General features: G+C 68.5%; 17 protein-coding genes. 16 read left to right on the forward strand and 1 reads right to left on the reverse strand.

What is annotated here, in order from left to right; genetic code table 11:
- Positions 1–75 precede the first annotated feature (75 nt).
- The 4 genes from tpiA (at position 76) to WFP78_RS02420 (ending at position 3,924) form a co-directional block, all read left to right on the forward strand.
- Positions 76–819 (forward strand): triose-phosphate isomerase, encoded by a 744-nt coding sequence (gene tpiA, locus WFP78_RS02405; RefSeq protein ID WP_336958301.1) that lies wholly within the window; start codon positions 76–78, stop codon positions 817–819.
- A gap of 127 nt (positions 820–946) precedes the next feature.
- On the forward strand, positions 947–1,330 hold the full coding sequence (secG, locus tag WFP78_RS02410) for a preprotein translocase subunit SecG (RefSeq protein ID WP_336958860.1): 384 nt from the start codon (positions 947–949) through the stop codon (positions 1,328–1,330).
- 118 nt (positions 1,331–1,448) lie between these two features.
- The gene (locus tag WFP78_RS02415; RefSeq protein WP_336958303.1) at positions 1,449–3,080 is read left to right on the forward strand and encodes a CTP synthase; all 1,632 of its coding nucleotides are present in this window, start codon (positions 1,449–1,451) and stop codon (positions 3,078–3,080) included.
- A 163-nt stretch (positions 3,081–3,243) separates the two neighbouring features.
- Positions 3,244–3,924 (forward strand): Crp/Fnr family transcriptional regulator, encoded by a 681-nt coding sequence (locus WFP78_RS02420; RefSeq protein ID WP_336958305.1) that lies wholly within the window; start codon positions 3,244–3,246, stop codon positions 3,922–3,924.
- 136 nt (positions 3,925–4,060) lie between these two features.
- On the opposite strand, the gene WFP78_RS02425 is transcribed toward WFP78_RS02420, so the two are convergent.
- Positions 4,061–4,357 (reverse strand): hypothetical protein, encoded by a 297-nt coding sequence (locus tag WFP78_RS02425; RefSeq protein ID WP_336958306.1) that lies wholly within the window; start codon positions 4,355–4,357, stop codon positions 4,061–4,063.
- 112 nt (positions 4,358–4,469) lie between these two features.
- On the opposite strand from WFP78_RS02425, the gene WFP78_RS02430 reads away from it, so the two are divergent.
- The 12 genes from WFP78_RS02430 to uraH all read left to right on the forward strand — a co-directional run bounded on the left by WFP78_RS02430 (position 4,470) and on the right by uraH (position 16,140).
- Positions 4,470–4,655, forward strand: a complete 186-nt coding sequence (locus WFP78_RS02430; protein WP_336958309.1) for a hypothetical protein — start codon at positions 4,470–4,472, stop codon at positions 4,653–4,655.
- On the forward strand, positions 4,652–6,034 hold the full coding sequence (locus tag WFP78_RS02435) for an AtzE family amidohydrolase (protein WP_336958310.1): 1,383 nt from the start codon (positions 4,652–4,654) through the stop codon (positions 6,032–6,034). Before WFP78_RS02430 ends, WFP78_RS02435 begins: the two co-directional genes overlap by 4 nt.
- Before the next feature lie 152 nt (positions 6,035–6,186).
- On the forward strand, positions 6,187–7,533 hold the full coding sequence (locus tag WFP78_RS02440) for an NCS2 family permease (protein WP_336958862.1): 1,347 nt from the start codon (positions 6,187–6,189) through the stop codon (positions 7,531–7,533).
- Positions 7,530–8,459, forward strand: coding sequence for a 5'-methylthioadenosine/S-adenosylhomocysteine nucleosidase (locus WFP78_RS02445; RefSeq protein WP_336958312.1), 930 nt, complete (start codon positions 7,530–7,532; stop codon positions 8,457–8,459). Before WFP78_RS02440 ends, WFP78_RS02445 begins: the two co-directional genes overlap by 4 nt.
- Positions 8,459–10,042 (forward strand): gamma-glutamyltransferase family protein, encoded by a 1,584-nt coding sequence (locus tag WFP78_RS02450; protein WP_336958313.1) that lies wholly within the window; start codon positions 8,459–8,461, stop codon positions 10,040–10,042. Before WFP78_RS02445 ends, WFP78_RS02450 begins: the two co-directional genes overlap by 1 nt.
- 4 nt (positions 10,043–10,046) lie before the next feature.
- Positions 10,047–11,300, forward strand: coding sequence for an allantoate amidohydrolase (locus WFP78_RS02455; RefSeq protein ID WP_336958315.1), 1,254 nt, complete (start codon positions 10,047–10,049; stop codon positions 11,298–11,300).
- 49 nt (positions 11,301–11,349) lie between these two features.
- Positions 11,350–12,531, forward strand: a complete 1,182-nt coding sequence (locus WFP78_RS02460; protein WP_336958864.1) for a pyridoxal-phosphate-dependent aminotransferase family protein — start codon at positions 11,350–11,352, stop codon at positions 12,529–12,531.
- Positions 12,532–12,533: 2 nt separating this feature from the next.
- Positions 12,534–13,427 carry an allantoinase PuuE gene (gene puuE / locus WFP78_RS02465; protein ID WP_336958317.1) on the forward strand — a complete coding sequence of 298 codons (894 nt, stop codon included), beginning with the start codon at positions 12,534–12,536 and terminating at the stop codon, positions 13,425–13,427.
- Between the two features lie 4 nt (positions 13,428–13,431).
- Positions 13,432–13,827: an oxalurate catabolism protein HpxZ gene (gene hpxZ / locus WFP78_RS02470; RefSeq protein WP_336958866.1), complete on the forward strand. Its 396-nt coding sequence runs from the start codon at positions 13,432–13,434 to the stop codon at positions 13,825–13,827.
- The gene (gene uraD, locus WFP78_RS02475; protein WP_336958319.1) at positions 13,824–14,315 is read left to right on the forward strand and encodes a 2-oxo-4-hydroxy-4-carboxy-5-ureidoimidazoline decarboxylase; all 492 of its coding nucleotides are present in this window, start codon (positions 13,824–13,826) and stop codon (positions 14,313–14,315) included. The genes hpxZ and uraD overlap by 4 nt, the downstream gene beginning before the upstream one ends.
- On the forward strand, positions 14,312–15,781 hold the full coding sequence (locus tag WFP78_RS02480) for an FAD/NAD(P)-binding protein (RefSeq protein ID WP_336958321.1): 1,470 nt from the start codon (positions 14,312–14,314) through the stop codon (positions 15,779–15,781). Before uraD ends, WFP78_RS02480 begins: the two co-directional genes overlap by 4 nt.
- On the forward strand, positions 15,778–16,140 hold the full coding sequence (gene uraH / locus WFP78_RS02485) for a hydroxyisourate hydrolase (protein ID WP_336958323.1): 363 nt from the start codon (positions 15,778–15,780) through the stop codon (positions 16,138–16,140). The genes WFP78_RS02480 and uraH overlap by 4 nt, the downstream gene beginning before the upstream one ends.
- Position 16,141 lies beyond the last annotated feature (1 nt).

Below are 16,141 nucleotides of genomic sequence, written 5' to 3' on the forward strand. Positions count from 1 at the left end.
CCGCTCTGGACAATGGGGCGTCAGGCGTTATCGCTGCGCCGCACAATCTGTGGTGCAGCAGGGATTGGAGCGAAAATGAACAGATGCAAGCTGGTAGTCGGTAACTGGAAGATGAACGGGCTGCGCGCGCAGCTTCCCGAGGTGGCGGCGATCGGCGCGCTGGCCGCGGCGCATCCGCAGGTGGAGGTGGGCCTGTGCCTACCCGCGACGCTGATCGCGCCGGCGGCCGATGTCGCCGGCGGTGCCTTTGTCGGCGGGCAGGATTGCCACATGCAGGCGAACGGCGCGCATACCGGTTGCGTTTCGGCCGAGATGTTGAAGGAAGCCGGCGCGACATGGACGATCGTGGGCCATAGCGAGCGCCGCACCGACCAGCATGAAAGCGACGCCGATGTCGCGGCCAAGGCGGCGGCGGCCCATGCAGCGGGCCTGAAGGTGATCCTGTGCGTGGGCGAAAGCCTGGACGTGCGCGACGCGGGCGATGCCGAGGCGGTCGTGTCCGTGCAGCTGATCGCATCGCTGCCCGAAGGCGCGGCGGCGGACTGGCTGGCGATCGCCTATGAACCGATCTGGGCGATCGGCACCGGCCGCATCCCGACGATGGATGCGGTGGCCGCGATGCATGCCGCCCTGCGCGCGGCGCTGGCCGGGCGCATCGGCGCGGACGAGGCCGGGGCCATGCGCATCCTCTATGGCGGGTCGATGAACGGCGAGAATGCCGCCGAACTGATGGCCATTGCCGATGTCGACGGCGGCCTTGTGGGCGGCGCCAGCCTGACCGCGGGCAAGTTCGCCCCGATCGTGGAGGCGGCGGCCTGAGGGCGCATGCAGCTCCTTCCTGTTATCGCGGGAGGGGGCACGTGCCACCGCCGCCATTGAACCTTCGGGCCAACCTCGCTATGTGGCCGCCAATCCTACCCCTTCATCGGACACAGATGTCGTCATGATCTTCACCTTTCTTCTGGTCGTTCAGGCCATCGTCGCGACCGCCCTGGTCGCCGTCATCCTGATGCAGCGGTCGGAAGGTGGCGGGCTTGGCACCGGCGGCAGCCCGTCGGGCTTCATGTCGGCGCGCGGCGCGGCGGATTTCCTGACCCGCTCGACCGCGATCCTCGCGACCGTCTTCGTGACGCTCAGCGTGGTGATGGCGGTGATGGCTTCGGTGCAGCATGCGCCGAGCAATATCGACACCTCGCTGGTCAAGACGGCGCCCGCGCCGGCGGCCGGCGCCGTTCCCGCAGCGCCCACGGCCGATCCGCTGGCCGGCGCGGCGCAGGCGGTGGGCAATGGCGCCGCTGCAGGCAATTCGAGCGTTCCGCTCGCCAACTGACGGGCTTTTCCCGTTTTCGTCACGGTCGGCCCGGCCCCTCGGGCCGACCTTTTTTTGCGGGCGTCCGGCAAACGGGCGCTTGCCCAACAACATATATAGAGGCTAAGCCTTACCTCCCATGGCGCGGTTCATTTTCATCACCGGCGGCGTGGTCTCCTCGCTTGGAAAAGGCCTGATGGCCGCATCCCTTGCAGCATTGCTGCAGGCGCGTGGATATCGTGTGCGTATCCGTAAGTTCGATCCCTATCTCAACGTCGATCCGGGCACGATGTCGCCCTATCAGCATGGTGAGGTCTATGTGACCGACGACGGGGCGGAAACCGACCTCGACCTGGGCCATTATGAGCGCTTCACCGGCGTGCCCACCCGCCAGTCGGACAATGTGACGCAGGGCCGCATCTACCAGACGATCATCACGCGCGAGCGGCGCGGCGACTATCTGGGCGCGACCGTGCAGGTGATCCCGCATGTGACGGACGAGATCAAGGCGTTCGCGCTGGCCGAGACCGACGATGTCGATTTCATGCTGTGCGAGATCGGCGGCACCGTGGGCGACATCGAAAGCCTGCCCTTCATGGAGGCGATTCGCCAGCTGCACAACGATCTGGGCCGGGGCAATTCCATCTTCGTGCATGTGACGCTGGTGCCGTTCATCGCGGCGGCGGGCGAGCTGAAGACCAAGCCGACCCAGCACAGCGTGCGCGAGCTGACCTCGCTGGGCATCCAGCCCGACATCCTGCTGTGCCGTTGCGAACAGCCGCTGCCCGAGAGCGAGCGCGCGAAGATCGCGCTGTTCTGCAATGTCCGCAAGGAAGCGGTGATCCCCGCGCTCGACGCCAGCAGCATCTATGCCGTGCCAGAGCAATATCATGCCGAGGGGCTGGACGAGGAAGTGCTGCGCGCTTTTGGCCTGGATGGATCGGCCGAGCCCGATCTTGCCCGCTGGGTCGACATCATGGACCGGCAGGCGAACCCGGAGGGCGAAGTGACGATCGGCGTCGTCGGCAAATATGTCGGCCTGCCGGACGCGTACAAGTCGCTGCACGAAGCGCTGATGCATGGCGGCTTTGCCAACCGGGTGAAGGTCAACGTCAAGTGGATCGACGCCGAGCTGTTCGAGCAGGGCGACGATATCGCCTCCAAGCTGGAGCCGATGCACGGCATCCTCGTGCCCGGCGGCTTCGGCGTGCGCGGTTCGGAAGGCAAGATCGCCAGCGTGCAGTTCGCCCGCGAGCGCCAGGTGCCCTTCTTCGGCATCTGCCTGGGTATGCAGATGGCCTGCATCGAGGGCGCGCGGAACACCGCCGGCATCCCGGACGCCTCCACCACCGAATTCGGCGAGACCAGCGAGCCGGTGGTCGGCATGATCACCGAATGGATGGGCGCCGAAGGGCTGCAGAAGCGGTTCGAGGGCGGCGACCTGGGCGGCACCATGCGGCTGGGCGCCTATCCCGCGAAGCTGGACGGCAACAGCGTGGTTGCCGGCATCTATGGCGCCGCCGAGATCAGCGAGCGCCACCGCCACCGCTATGAAGTGAACGGCGGCTATCGCGACGCACTGGAAAAGGGCGGCCTTATCTTCTCGGGGATGTCGCCCGACGGGACGCTGCCCGAAATCGTCGAGCGGCCGGACCATCCCTGGTTCGTGGGCGTGCAGTTCCATCCCGAACTCAAGTCCAAGCCCTTCGACCCGCATCCCCTGTTCGCCAGCTTCATCGCCGCGGCGGTGAAGCAGAGCCGGCTGGTCTGAGACCGTTCGGTCGGTGACATACATCCAACCCTTCTCCCGCGGGCGGGAGAAGGGTTAAGCGACGTCCCGCGGATATCTCCGCAAACGGACACCCCCATTTGGCGAACCTCTCCCCCTCCGCCATAGTCCCGCCCGCGAATCGCTACCGATCGGGGGAACAGTCATGGACGCCAGCGAGCTTTACGGAAAACTGCCGGAACAGAGCCTGCTCCATTCGCTGACGCGCGAGGATCTGGTCGAGCTGCTGCGCGACGCGCGCGAGCACAAGGCGAAAAAGGGTGAGACGCTGTTGCGCCAGGGCGACGACGGCGACTTCCTGCTCATCCTGCTGGAGGGGCAGGCGCGGGTGACGATCTTCACCGCGAACGGGCGGGAAATCGTGCTGGCCTATGCCTCGGCCGGGTCGGTGCTGGGCGAGATCGCGCTGCTGGACGGCGGCGTGCGCACCGCCAGCGTCATCACCATGGAGCCGCTGCGCTATGTGACGCTGGCGCGGCTCGCCTTCGAACGGGTGATCGCCAGCAATCACGGCATCGCCCTGCGTATCATGCGCGAGCTGTCGCAGCGGCTGCGCCTTGCCAACCAGACGATCGAGACCGACCGCGCCTATGCCGCGGCCCCCCGCCTCGCCCGCTTCCTGCTGCGGCTGTTGCCGGAGGGGAGCGCGGACGGCGTGATCACGCTGAGCCAGACCGAACTGGCGATGTTCGCGGGGATCAGCCGCGAGAATATCAACCGCCAACTGGGCCTGTGGGCGCAGGCGGGCATCGTCAGCACCGAACAGGGCCGCATCCGCGTGATCGACACGCAGCCTCTGGAGGAAATCGCCGACGCGATGGAGTGAGGGGAAGGCGATGATCGGCCCCTCCCGCTTTCGGCCCCTCCCGCTTTCGGCGTGATCGCAAAGGGCCATTGTCCTGATGGGCAGGGCAGATCAGGCCATTGGGTGTATCCGGCGATGGCCATGACGGGCGCGCATATTATTGGGCCTCGTTCAATATCGCGTCGATCATCATGTGCCATATTCCCATGGTGTCGTCCCGATATCCGGCCTCGCTCATGCCCGGATGCACGTTTTTGACGATCTCCATCCCCGCTTCGACGGCCTCTTCGCCTGGCTCGTGGATCGCTGTGAGCACGGCCTGCACCTTTTCCCGATATGTCTGCCGCAGTGACTCGGTGCTGGGGTCGTTCCAGTCCCAGTCGGGCTTGGCGACGTCGTACATGGCGCGCGCGGCGCGTTCGATCGGGGAGACAGTCATGGCCATGTTATGCATCAGGCCGTGAGCGCATCAAACGGGAAAGTCCGATATCGAAGCGCCTGCACCATCTCTGTTGCCATCGCGCGCAGAGGCGGCATGATGTGCTGCGATGCAGCGAGGATCGGGCATGACGGGTGAGGGCGGTTCGGCGGAGGATGGGGCAGGCGCGGACCGCGCCGTCGTGGCGCTTGTCGCGCGGCTGATCGGGATGGATTTGCCCGAGGCGGCGGTGGCCGGTGTCGCCGCCAATCTTGCCTTGCTGGGTGCGCATCTGGCGCGGCTGGACGGGTTCGGGCCGGAGGATGTCGGGTGAGCGCCGGCCTGCCCACCGATCTGCCCACCGACATAGCCGGCATCGCGCGGGCGGTGCGCAGCGGCGCTGTCTCCGCGACGGCATTCGCACAGAGGGCCATAGACGCGATCCGTGCGGGCGACGGGGCGGTGCTGGCCGTGACGCGGCTGCTGGAGGCGCGTGCCCTGGCCGATGCGGCGGCGGTGGACGCGATTGTCGCGGCGGGGGGCGATCCGGGGCTGCTGGCCGGCGTGCCCTTCGGCGTCAAGGATCTGTTCGATATCGCCGGGCTGCCCACCACCGCCGGCGCCGCGATGCGCGCGCAGGCGCCGCCCGCCGCCGCCGATGCGGAGGGGGTGCGGCGCTGCGTGGCGGCGGGCGCGGTGCTGGTGGCGAGCCTCAACATGGATGAGTTCGCCTATGGCTTTGCCACGGTGAACGCGGCCTATGGCACGACGCGCAATCCGCATGACCCCGCGCGCCTTGCCGGCGGCTCCTCGGGCGGATCGGCGGCGGCGGTGGCGGCGGGCTTCCTGCCGCTGACCCTGGGCACGGATACCAATGGGTCGATCCGCGTGCCGGCATCGCTGTGCGGGGTGTGGGGATTGAAGCCCACCCATGGCGCGCTGCCGATGGCGGGGGCCTTTCCCTTTGTCGACAGCTTCGACGATATCGGCCCATTCGCCGCCAGCCTGGCCGAATTGCGGCTGGCGAGCGTGGTGCTGGCTGGCGCGCCTTTGCCCGTTGTCGATGCGGCGGGGTTGCGCGTGGCGCGGCTGGGCGGATGGTTCGCGCATAATGTCGCGCCGGAGATCGTGGCGGGCATCGACGCGATTGCGGCGCATCTGGGTGGCGTGCCGACGGTCGCGCTGCCGCAGGTGGAGCGCGCGCGCTCGGCGGCCTTCCTGATGACGGCGGCGGAAGGGGGCGCGCGGCATCTGCCGGCCCTGCGGTGCGATGCCATGGGCTTCGATCCCGCAACCCGCGACCGGTTGATTGCGGGGGCGATGCTGCCGGCCAGCGCCTATTTCAAGGCGCAGGATGTCCGGGCGTGGTTCCTTGGGCAGGCGCTGGACCTGTTCGCCGACCATGATGTGCTGATCGCGCCGGCCACGCCCTGCGCCGCGCCGCCGATCGCCGATCCGATGATCGACGTAGACGGCGCGCGGGTGCCGGCGCGGGCGCATCTGGGCCTGCATACCCAGCCGATCAGCTTCATCGGCCTGCCCGTGATCGCCGCGCCATTGGCCCGCCAGCCGGGTGAGCTGCCGGTCGGTGTGCAGCTGATCGGCGCGCCGGGGCGGGAGGATGCGCTGTTCGCGCTCGCCGCCGCGCTGGAGGCGGCGGGGCTGCTGCGCGCCATGCCGCCGCCCTGCGCGACCGGCCGGTTGCCAGCATGAAAGCCGCTGCTATGATGCCCCGGTCCGTCAGGCAAAACAGGCGGGAAATCCGGGGGGATGCAGCAGGAGAAGCGGAATTGCCGGTGCGACGCCCGATGAAGGCGCGCGCGCCGGTCCAGGGGGGAACCGATCCGACGATGACCGATGCCGCGATGCCAGATGTCTCTTCCTCACCCGCTTCTTCCCTCGACCGCCGCTTCCGCCTGACCGAGCGTGGTACGTCCGTGCGGACGGAGGTGCTGGCGGGTGTCACCACCTTCCTCACCATGGCCTATATCGTGCTGGTGAACCCGGCGATCCTGGGGCAGGCGGGCATGCCAGTCGCCGCCGTTGCCGCCGCCACCTGCTTTGCCGCCGCCTTTGCCAGCATCCTGATGGGGTTCGTGGCCAATGTGCCGCTGGCGATGGCGCCGGGCATGGGGCTGAACGCCTATTTCAGCTTCACCGTGGTGCAGCAGATGGGCGTGCCATGGCCGGTGGCGCTGGGCTGCGTGTTCATTTCCGGCGTGGCGTTCGTGATCCTGACGCTGGTGGGCGTGCGGCAGCTGATCGTCGCGGCCATCCCGCCTTCGCTGTTCGCGGCGGTGGCGGGCGGCATCGGCATGTTCATCGGCTTTATCGGGTTGAAGAACGCCGGCATCGTCGTCTCCAATCCCGCGACGGTGGTGGCGCTGGGGGATATGCATGCGCCGGGCGTGCTGCTGGCGATCTTCGGGCTGGTGCTGATCGCCGCGCTTTCGGTGTGGCGGGTGAAGGGTGCGATCCTGATCGGCATGGTGGTGACGACCATCGTCGCGGCGCTGGTGGGGCAGGTGAGCTTCAGGCCCGAACCCTATAATCTGGCGGCGCTGACGCAGACGGCCTTTCGCCTCGACCTGTCCGGGGTGTTCGGCGGCGTCGGCAAACATGGCCTTGGCCTGCTGGAGATCGTCTTCGTCTTCCTGTTCGTCGACCTGTTCGACAATCTCGGCACGCTGGTCGCCGTCACCAAGCGCGCCGGGCTGATGGATGCAGCGGGGCGCATTCCGGGGTTGAACCGCATCCTGCTGACCGATGCGACCGCGACTATCGTGGGATCGATGGCGGGCACCAGCACCGTCACCAGCTATGTCGAGAGCGCGGCGGGCGTGCAGGCGGGCGGGCGCACGGGGCTGACCGCCATCGTCACCGGCGTGCTGTTCCTCGCCGCCATGTTCGCCGCGCCCTATGCGCAGCTGGTGCCGGTCGCCGCGACCGCGCCGGCGCTGATCCTGGTCGGCAGCCTGATGATGGCGCCGCTGGTCGAGGTGGCATGGGACGAACCGTTCGAGGCGATCCCGGCCTTCCTGACCGTCGTGTTGATCCCGCTCACCTTTTCCATCGCCAACGGCCTGGCCTTCGGCATCACCGCTTATGCGTTGCTGAAGCTGCTGCGCGGCACCGCTACCAGGGGAGACTGGCTCTTGTTCCTGCTCGCAATATTGTTCGTCGTCCGCTTCGCCTGGATGAGCGTGGCATGATGCGCGCGCTTTACGCCGCCGCCCTCGCCCTGCTGGCGCTGGTCGCCGCGCCGGTCATGGCGCAGAAGGTCGACATGACGCCGCGCACGGCGGTGATGACGGCCTTCCCGCCCGAATGGGACTCGCTGGTCCATATGGTCGAGCAGCCGGTGGAGCATCATATCAACGGCCTCAATATCCTGACCGGCACGATGGCGGGCAAGCCGATCGTGCTGATGCAGAGCGGCGTGTCGATGGTGAATGCGGCGATGACGTCGCAGCTGCTGCTGGACCGCTTCACCGTGAAACGCATCGTCTTTTCCGGGATCGCGGGCGGCATCGACCCCGGCCTCGATGTCGGCGATGTCGTGGTGCCCGAGCGGTGGAACCAGTATATGGAGGTCTCGCTCGCGCGGAAGCTGCCCGACGGCAGCTGGGCGCCGCCCGAGCGGCAGGATGCCGACGCGCTGCCCAATTACGGCATGATGTTCCCGCGCGGCGTGCGCGTGGGTAATGCGACCGAGCCGATGATACGCCACCGCTGGTTCATGGCCGATCCCGCGCTGCTCGCTATCGCCCGTTCATCCGTGACCGGCGCCAGGCTGGCGCGCTGCCTGCCGACGACCGGCCCGGCGACGCCAAAATGCCTGGAGAAGGCGCCGAAGGTCATCGTCGGCGGTGGCGGCGTCAGCGGGCCGGCCTTTGCCGACAATGCCGAATATCGCGAATATCTGTTCAAGACCTTCCAGGCGCAGGTGCTTGACATGGAGAGCGCGGCGGTGGCCCATGTCGCCTATGCCAACAGCGTGCCCTATATCGCCTTTCGCAGCCTGTCCGACCTGGCCGGCGGTGGCGATGGCCCCAACCAGATGCTGATCTTCATGAACCTGGCGGCGGTCAATTCCGCATCCGTGGTGCGCGGCTTCGTGGCGGCGCTGCCCGATTGATGCGGCATAGCCCCCAATCGCTGCGTGGCATGGTGAGCGCGCCGCATCATCTGGCGGCGCAGGCGGGGCGCGACGTCCTGGCCGATGGCGGCAATGCGGTGGAGGCGGCGGTGGCGGTGGCCGCCACGCTTGCCGTGGTCTATCCGCACATGACCGGCATTGGCGGCGACGGCTTCTGGCTGGTCGCCCATCCCGACGGATCGGTGGAAGCGATCGACGCCTGCGGGCGCAGCGCTGCGGCGGCGGACCTGTCGCTCTATGCCGGGCTGGATGCCGTGCCATGGCGCGGGCCGCTGGCGGCGAACACGGTGGCGGGCACGATTTCCGGCTGGGCATTGGCGCTGGAAAGATATGGGCAGGGCATGCCGATCGACCGGCTGCTGCGCGATGCCATCCACCATGCCGAAGCGGGCGTGGTGGTGACGCGCGGCGGGGCGGAGATCGCGGCGGCCAAGGGCGCGGAATTGCGCGGCCTGCCCGGTGCCTGGTGCCAGATCTTCGAGCCGGAGGGACGGCCGCTGCGGGAGGGCGACAGGCTGCGCCAGCCGGCGCTGGGCGCGACGCTGCGGCGGCTGGTGGCAGACGGGCTGGGGAGCTTCTACACCGGCGCGCTGGCGGCCGACATTGCCGCCGATCTGGCCGCGCTGGGCAGCCCGGTCTCGGCGCGGGACCTGGCCGACCATCGCGCCGAACCCACCGTGCCTCTGCATGTGCCGGTGACAGGTGCGCGCCTGTATAATCATGCGCCGCCGACGCAGGGCATCGCCGCGCTGCTGATCCTTGCGCTCTACGACCGGCTGGGCGTGACGGGCGCGGCGGACGGTTTCGCCCATGTCCACGGGCTGGTCGAGGCGACGAAGCAGGCGTTCCTGTGGCGCGACGCGCATTGCGGCGATCCCAAATGGATGACCGCCGATCCGCAGGCGCTGCTGGACGACGGCGCGGCGCTCGACGCCATGGCGGCGCGGATCGACCCGGCGACGGCGCTCCCTTGGCCGCAGCCCTCGCAGCATGGTGATACCACATGGTTCGCCGCTGCCGACGGTGAGGGCCGGGTGGTGAGCTGCATCCAGTCGACCTATTTTGAATTCGGCTCCGGCATCGTGCTGCCGGGGACGGGGATCACCTGGCAGAACCGGGGGGCCTCCTTCCGCCTCGCGGCCGATGGCTGGAACGCGTTGAAGCCACGGCGCAAGCCCTTCCATACCCTCAACCCCGCGCTCGCCCGCTTCGATGACGGCAGGATCATGGCCTATGGCACCATGGGCGGGGAGGGCCAGCCGCAGACGCAGGCGGCGCTCTTCTCCCGCTATGCCTGGGGCGGCGTGGATTTGCAGGAGGCGATCTCGCGCCCGCGCTGGCTGCTGGGGCGGACTTGGGGCGAGGACAGCACGACGCTGAAGATCGAGGACGGGTTCGACGCCGCGCTCTATGCCGATCTTGCCGCCGCCGGGCATCGGGTGGAACGCGTCGGGCCGCTGACGGCGATGATGGGCCATGCCGGGGCGATCGTGCGCCATGCCGATGGCCGGCTGGAAGGCGCGACCGATCCGCGCAGCGACGGGCAGGTGGCGGCATGGTGAGGGGATGGTGAGCGCCGTCGCCGATCTGCCGCCGGGCGGGGCGCGGGCGGTGGCGCGGTGCGACATGCTGGGCGTCGCGCCCTATAGCGACATGGCGGGCGGGCTTTATCGTGCTTATCTGACCCCCGCCTATGCCGCCGCGCAGGAACAGGCGCGCGCATGGATGGTGGAAGCCGGCATGGTGGTGACGCGCGATGCCGCCGCCAACCTTGTCGGCCGCTATGAAGGCAGCGCTCCCGATGCGCCCGCGCTGCTCATCGGCAGTCATCTCGACAGCGTGCGCGATGCGGGGCGCTATGACGGGCCGCTGGGCATCATGCTGGGCATCGAATGCGTCGCCGCACTGCATGCGCGGAGGCAGTGCCTGCCGTTTCCGATCGAGGTGATCGCCTTTGGCGACGAGGAGGGATCGCGCTTTCCCGCCGCCATGCTGACGAGCCGCGCGGTCGCCGGCACGCTCACCGCCGATGCGCTGGCCATATCCGATGCCGATGGCGTGCCGCTGGGCGAGGCGGGGGTGGATGTCGCCCACTATCTCTCCGCTGCTCGCGCGCCCGGCGAAACGCTGGCCTATCTGGAAGCGCATATCGAGCAGGGGCCGGTGCTGGAGGCGCAGGGGCTGGCCGTCGGCACCGTCACGGGCATCGCCGCGCAGTTGCGCTATCAACTGACCGTCACGGGCATGGCGGGGCATGCCGGCACCAGCAGCATGGGCCTGCGCCGCGATGCGCTCGCCGGTGCTGCCGAGATGATGGTGGCGATCGAGGGGATTGCGCGGGCCGACGCGTCCGATCTGGTGGCGACCGTCGGGCGGATCGAGGCGCTGCCGGGTGCGGCCAATGTCATCCCCGGCACCGTCCGCTTCACGCTGGACGTGCGCTCGGGCGATCCCCAGCGGCGCGACCGCGCGGCGCGCGCCATGCTGGACGAGGTTGCGGCCATCGCCGGCCGGCGCGGGCTGGATTTCGCCGTCGAACGGGTCCACGATCTGCCGGCCAGCCCCTGCGACGAGCGGCTGATGGCGCTGATGGATGCCGCCATCGCGCAGGCGGGTCAGCCGCCCTTCCGCCTCGTGTCGGGCGCGGGGCATGATGCGATGGTGATGGCGGCGCTCTGCCCCACGGCCATGCTGTTCATCCGCTGTGCGGGCGGGGTCAGCCACAATCCGGCCGAGGCGGTGGACGTGGCGGATGTGGAGATCGCGCTGGCGGTGATGCTGGCGTTCATAACGGGACTGGGAGAGACATTTGGCCGCTAATCTGGACCCGCTGCTGTTCGGAGAGATAGACCCGCCCCAGCGGCTGCTGATGGGCCCCGGCCCGGTCAACGCCCATCCACGGGTCCTGCGCGCGATGTCCGCCGACCTGCTGGGCCAGTTCGACCCGGAAATGACCGGCTATATGAACCAGGTGATGGCGCTCTATCGCCCGATCTTCGGCACGCAGAACCACTGGACGATGCTGGTCGACGGCACCGCGCGGGCGGGGATAGAGGCGGCGCTGGTCTCGCTGGTCGCGCCCGGCGACCGGGTGCTGGTGGTCAATTTCGGGCGCTTCGGGCTGCTGCTGACCGAAATCCTCGGCCGCATCGGCGCGCAGATCGAGACGGTCGACGCGCCCTGGGGCGAAGTGGTGCCGATGGACGCCATCGCCGCCGCCATCGCGCGCTTCGGGCCGAAGGTCGTCGCCTGCGTGCATGGCGATACCTCGACGACGATGGCGCAGCCGCTGGATGGGCTGGGCGATCTGTGCCGCGCGGCGGGTGCATTGAGCTATGTCGATGCCACCGCGACCATCGGCGGCATGCCGATCGCCGCCGACCGCTGGGGCGTGGACGTGGTGACGGGCGGCCTGCAGAAATGCCTTGGCGGCCCCTCGGGCTCCGCGCCGATCACGCTGTCGGATCGCGCCGCCGAGCATATCTTCGCCCGCCGCCATGTGGAACGGGGCATCCGCCGCGACGACATTGCGGACGGCACCGGCATCCGCATCGGCTCCAACTATTTCGACCTCGCCATGATCATGGATTACTGGTCGGACAAGCGCCTCAATCACCATACCGAGGCGACGACGATGCTCTATGGCGCGCGGGAATGCGCGCGCATCTGCCTCGCCGAGGGGCTGGACCGACGCTACGCCCGCCATGCCGCCGCCGGCCGCGCGGTGACGGCCGGGCTGCGGGCTATGGGGCTGACGGTCTTCGGCGACGACGCCCATCGCATGGCCAATGTGACCGGCGTCTACATCCCCGAGGGCGTCGACGGCGAGGCGGTGCGCGCCGCCATGCGCGAGCGGTTCGAGATCGAGATCGGCACCGCCTTCGGCCCGTTGCAGGGCAAGGTGTGGCGGATCGGCGCGATGGGCTACAATGCGATGAAGCATAAGGTGCTGATCACGCTGGCCGCGCTGGAAGCGTGCCTGCGCGCGCAGGGTTTTGCATTGCCGGCGGGTGCGGCGGTGGATGCGGCATTGCTGGGGTGGGAGGGGTGAGCGTGACCACCCCCCGCGACCTCACCGGCTATGGCGCCACCCCGCCCGATCCGCGCTGGCCCGGTGGCGCGCGGATCGCGGTGCAGTTCGTCGTCAATTATGAGGAGGGCGCGGAGAACAGCATCCTCAACGGCGACAAGGGTTCCGAAGCCTTCCTTTCCGAAATGGTCGGTGCGGGCAGCCATGCGGACCGGGCGATGGCGATGGAGAGCCTGTACGAATATGGCAGCCGCGCGGGCTTCTGGCGGCTGCACCGGCTGTTCACGGCGCGCGGGCTTCCCGTCACCGTCTTCGGCGTGGCGAAGGCGATGGAGATGAACCCGGAGGCGGTCGCGGCGATGCTGGCGGCGGACTGGGACATCGCCAGCCACGGCCTCAAATGGATCGACTATCAATATGTGCCCGAGGATGTGGAGCGCGCCCATATCGCGCAGGCCATCGCCCTTCATACCCGGCTTACCGGCAGCCGCCCGCTCGGCTGGTATCAGGGCCGCACATCGCCCAACACCGCGCGGCTGGTCGCGGAGGAGGGGGGCTTCCTCTATGACGCGGACAGCTATGCCGACGACCTGCCCTATTATGACCGGCGGTTCGGCATGACGCAGCTGATCGTCCCCTATACGCTGGACGTCAACGACATGAAGATCGTGGCATTGAACGGCTTCACCGAAGGGGAGCAGTTCTTCCGTTACCTGCGCGACACGTTCGACTATCTTCATGCCGAGGGTGGGCGCATGATGTCGGTCGGCCTGCATGGCCGCATTGCCGGGCGGCCGGGGCGGACGGCGGCGCTCGCCCGCTTTCTGGACCATATAAGCGCAAGAGAGGATGTCTGGATCGCGCGGCGGGTGGATATTGCCCGTCACTGGCTGAAGGAGCACGCCCCCGATGACTGATCCCGTGACCATCGACGATCCCGTCCTGCTGGCCGAAGTGACCGCCGCGTTCGCCGAATATGAGCGCGCGCTGATGGAGGATGATATCCCGGCGATGGACGCGCTGTTCCATGAGGCGCCGACGACCAACCGCTATGGCGTGGGCGAGGTGCTGTACGGCATCGAGGAGATCCGGGAATTCCGCAAGGGACGCGGCGGATCGCCTCAGCGCAGGCTCGGCAAGGTGGCGATCACCGTCTATGGGGGCGGGGACGGCGCCCCCGCTTTCGCCACCGCCGACGCCGAATTCTTCCGCGAGAACAGCGACCGGCGCGGGCGCCAGACGCAGAGCTGGGTGAAATTCCCGGACGGGTGGAAGGTCGTGACCGCCCATGTCAGCCTGGAAGGGAGCACGCATTGACGCTGGAAGAGGTCAACACGCTCAGCGAGGCGGCCTTTGTCGCCCGCTTCGGCGCGCTCTTCGAACATTCGCCCTGGGTGGTGGCGCGCGCCGCGATGTTGCGGCCCTTTGCCGATGTCCATGCCGGCCTGATGCAGGCGGTGCATGACGCGCGCCCGGAGGAACAGCTTGCCCTCATCCGCGCCCACCCCGAATTGGCCGGCAAGGCGGCGATCGACCGGACCCTGACCGACGCCTCGGCCGCAGAACAGGCGTCGGCCGGGCTCGACCGGCTGACGGCGGGGGAATATGCCCGCTTCCATGCGCTGAACGCCGCCTATGCGGAACGCTTCGGCTTTCCCTTCATCATCTGCGTGCGCCTGACCGACAAGGCGGGCATATTGGACGCCATGGAACGCCGTGCCGCCCATGACCGGGAGACCGAGATCGCGACCGCCATCGGCCAGATCGGCGAGATCGTCCGCCTGCGGCTGGAGGATTTGCCATGACGGAAGGCGAGGCGATCGGCCTGCCCATGCTGGAAGCGCGGCTGATGTGCGAGCTGATGCTGATCGGCCATGCCGGCACCGACTGGACCCGCCCGCGCATCCATGAGGACGGCCATGTCCATGACGTGGTCATCGTCGGTGGTGGGCAGAGCGGACTTGCCGCCGCCTTCGGCCTGCTGCGCGAGCGGATCGGCAATATCCTCGTCATCGACGACGGGCCGGAGGGCTATGAGGGGCCATGGGAAACCTATGCCCGCATGGTGACGCTGCGCACGCCCAAGGATCTGACCCCCATCGACTATGGCGTGCCTTCGCTCAGCTATCGGGCATGGTGGGAGGCGCAGCATGGGCGGGAAAGCTGGGCGGCGCTGGAGAGGATCGCGCGGGGCGACTGGATGGCCTATCTGCGCTGGTATCGCCGCGTGCTGGCGTTGCCGGTGCGCAACGACCACAGGCTGACCATGATCGAGCCGATGCCGCAGGATGGCCTGCATCGCCTGCACATCGCCAATGGCGTCACCTTCCTCACGCGAAAAGTGGTGCTGGCGACAGGCATTCAGGGCGGCGGGCAATGGCATACCCCGCCGATGATCGCGCAGAAGCTGTCGCGGGAACTTTATGCCCATAGCAGCGAGCCGATCGATTATGCGGCGATGGTGGGCAGACGCATCGGCATCCTTGGCGGCGGCGCTTCGGCCTTCGACAATGCCAACTGGGCGCTGGGGCTGGGCGCGGCGGCGGTGGAGGTGTTCGTTCGCCGCGAGACGTTGCCGCGCATCAATCCCATCCGCTTCATGGAGCGGCAGGGCTTCACCGCCCGCTATCCGGCGCTGGACGACGAGACCAAATATCGGGTGATGGCGGGCTTCCTTGGCCATAACCAGCCGCCGACCAACGACACGTTCGCGCGCGCGGCGGCCTGGCCCGGCTTTGCCCTGCATCTGGGCGCGCCCTGGCTGGATGTGGAGGAGGTGGACGGGCCGGATGGCGGGCCAGATGGCAGAGTGGTGCGCGTCACCACGCCGCAGGGCCGCCATGATTTCGATTTCGTCGTGTTGTCCACCGGCCTGGTCAGCGATCCCGCGCTGCGCCCGGAGTTGGCGCTGGTGGCGAACGGCATCGCCCGCTGGCGCGACCGGGTCACGCCGCCCGCCGCCGTCGCCAATCCGCTGATCGACGCGCATCCCTATCTGGGCGAGGGTTTCGAGCTGATGCCGCGCGCGCCGGAGGATAGCGCGCGCGTCCATGGCCTGTTCGCCTTCAACTATTCCGCGCTGATCAGCCTTGGCCTCTCCGCCTCCGCGCTTTCGGGGCTGAAGAACGCCTTGCCGCGCCTTGTGGCCGGCGTTGCCAACCAGCTGTTCCTTGACGACAAGGACCAGCTGGTCGCCGACCTGCTCGCCTATGACGAGCCTGAATTCCTGGGCGAATGGCCGCGCCCGGACGCGCGGGAGGCGGCGGCATGAGCAGCCTTTCCACCCCCACCCCGTCCACCCCCACCCTGTCCACGCATGTGCTGGACACCGCCCATGGCTGCCCGGCGGCAGGCGTCGCGCTGCGGTTGACGGCGGCGGACGGCAGCCGGCTGTTCGCGGGCACGACCAATGAGGATGGCCGCTGCGCCGGCCTGCCCGCGCTGGCGCCCGGCCGCTACCGGCTGGAATTCGACATCGCTCCCTATTTCCGTGCGCGCGGTGTGGCGCTCACCGATCCGCCCTTCCTCGATACCGTCGCCATCGATTTCGGCGTCGCGCCGGGCAGCGACCATTATCATGTGCCGCTGCTCGTCTCGCCCTTCGGCTATTCCACCTATCGGGGGAGCTGAG

The sequence above is a fragment of the Sphingobium aquiterrae genome, assembly GCF_037154135.1.
Taxonomy (GTDB): Bacteria; Pseudomonadota; Alphaproteobacteria; order Sphingomonadales; family Sphingomonadaceae; genus Sphingobium; species Sphingobium aquiterrae.

Bases quoted from the DNA above. Each gene is read 5' to 3' on its own strand.
- tpiA (WP_336958301.1), top strand. From the start codon at position 76: ATGAACAGATGCAAGCTGGTAGTCGGTAACTGGAAGATGAACGGGCTG.
- WFP78_RS02415 (WP_336958303.1), top strand. From the start codon at position 1,449: ATGGCGCGGTTCATTTTCATCACCGGCGGCGTGGTCTCCTCGCTTGGA.
- WFP78_RS02420 (WP_336958305.1), top strand. From the start codon at position 3,244: ATGGACGCCAGCGAGCTTTACGGAAAACTGCCGGAACAGAGCCTGCTC.
- WFP78_RS02425 (WP_336958306.1), bottom strand. From the start codon at position 4,357: ATGCATAACATGGCCATGACTGTCTCCCCGATCGAACGCGCCGCGCGC.
- WFP78_RS02430 (WP_336958309.1), top strand. From the start codon at position 4,470: ATGACGGGTGAGGGCGGTTCGGCGGAGGATGGGGCAGGCGCGGACCGC.
- WFP78_RS02440 (WP_336958862.1), top strand. From the start codon at position 6,187: ATGCCAGATGTCTCTTCCTCACCCGCTTCTTCCCTCGACCGCCGCTTC.
- WFP78_RS02445 (WP_336958312.1), top strand. From the start codon at position 7,530: ATGATGCGCGCGCTTTACGCCGCCGCCCTCGCCCTGCTGGCGCTGGTC.
- WFP78_RS02450 (WP_336958313.1), top strand. From the start codon at position 8,459: ATGCGGCATAGCCCCCAATCGCTGCGTGGCATGGTGAGCGCGCCGCAT.
- WFP78_RS02455 (WP_336958315.1), top strand. From the start codon at position 10,047: ATGGTGAGCGCCGTCGCCGATCTGCCGCCGGGCGGGGCGCGGGCGGTG.
- WFP78_RS02460 (WP_336958864.1), top strand. From the start codon at position 11,350: ATGGGCCCCGGCCCGGTCAACGCCCATCCACGGGTCCTGCGCGCGATG.
- WFP78_RS02480 (WP_336958321.1), top strand. From the start codon at position 14,312: ATGACGGAAGGCGAGGCGATCGGCCTGCCCATGCTGGAAGCGCGGCTG.
- uraH (WP_336958323.1), top strand. From the start codon at position 15,778: ATGAGCAGCCTTTCCACCCCCACCCCGTCCACCCCCACCCTGTCCACG.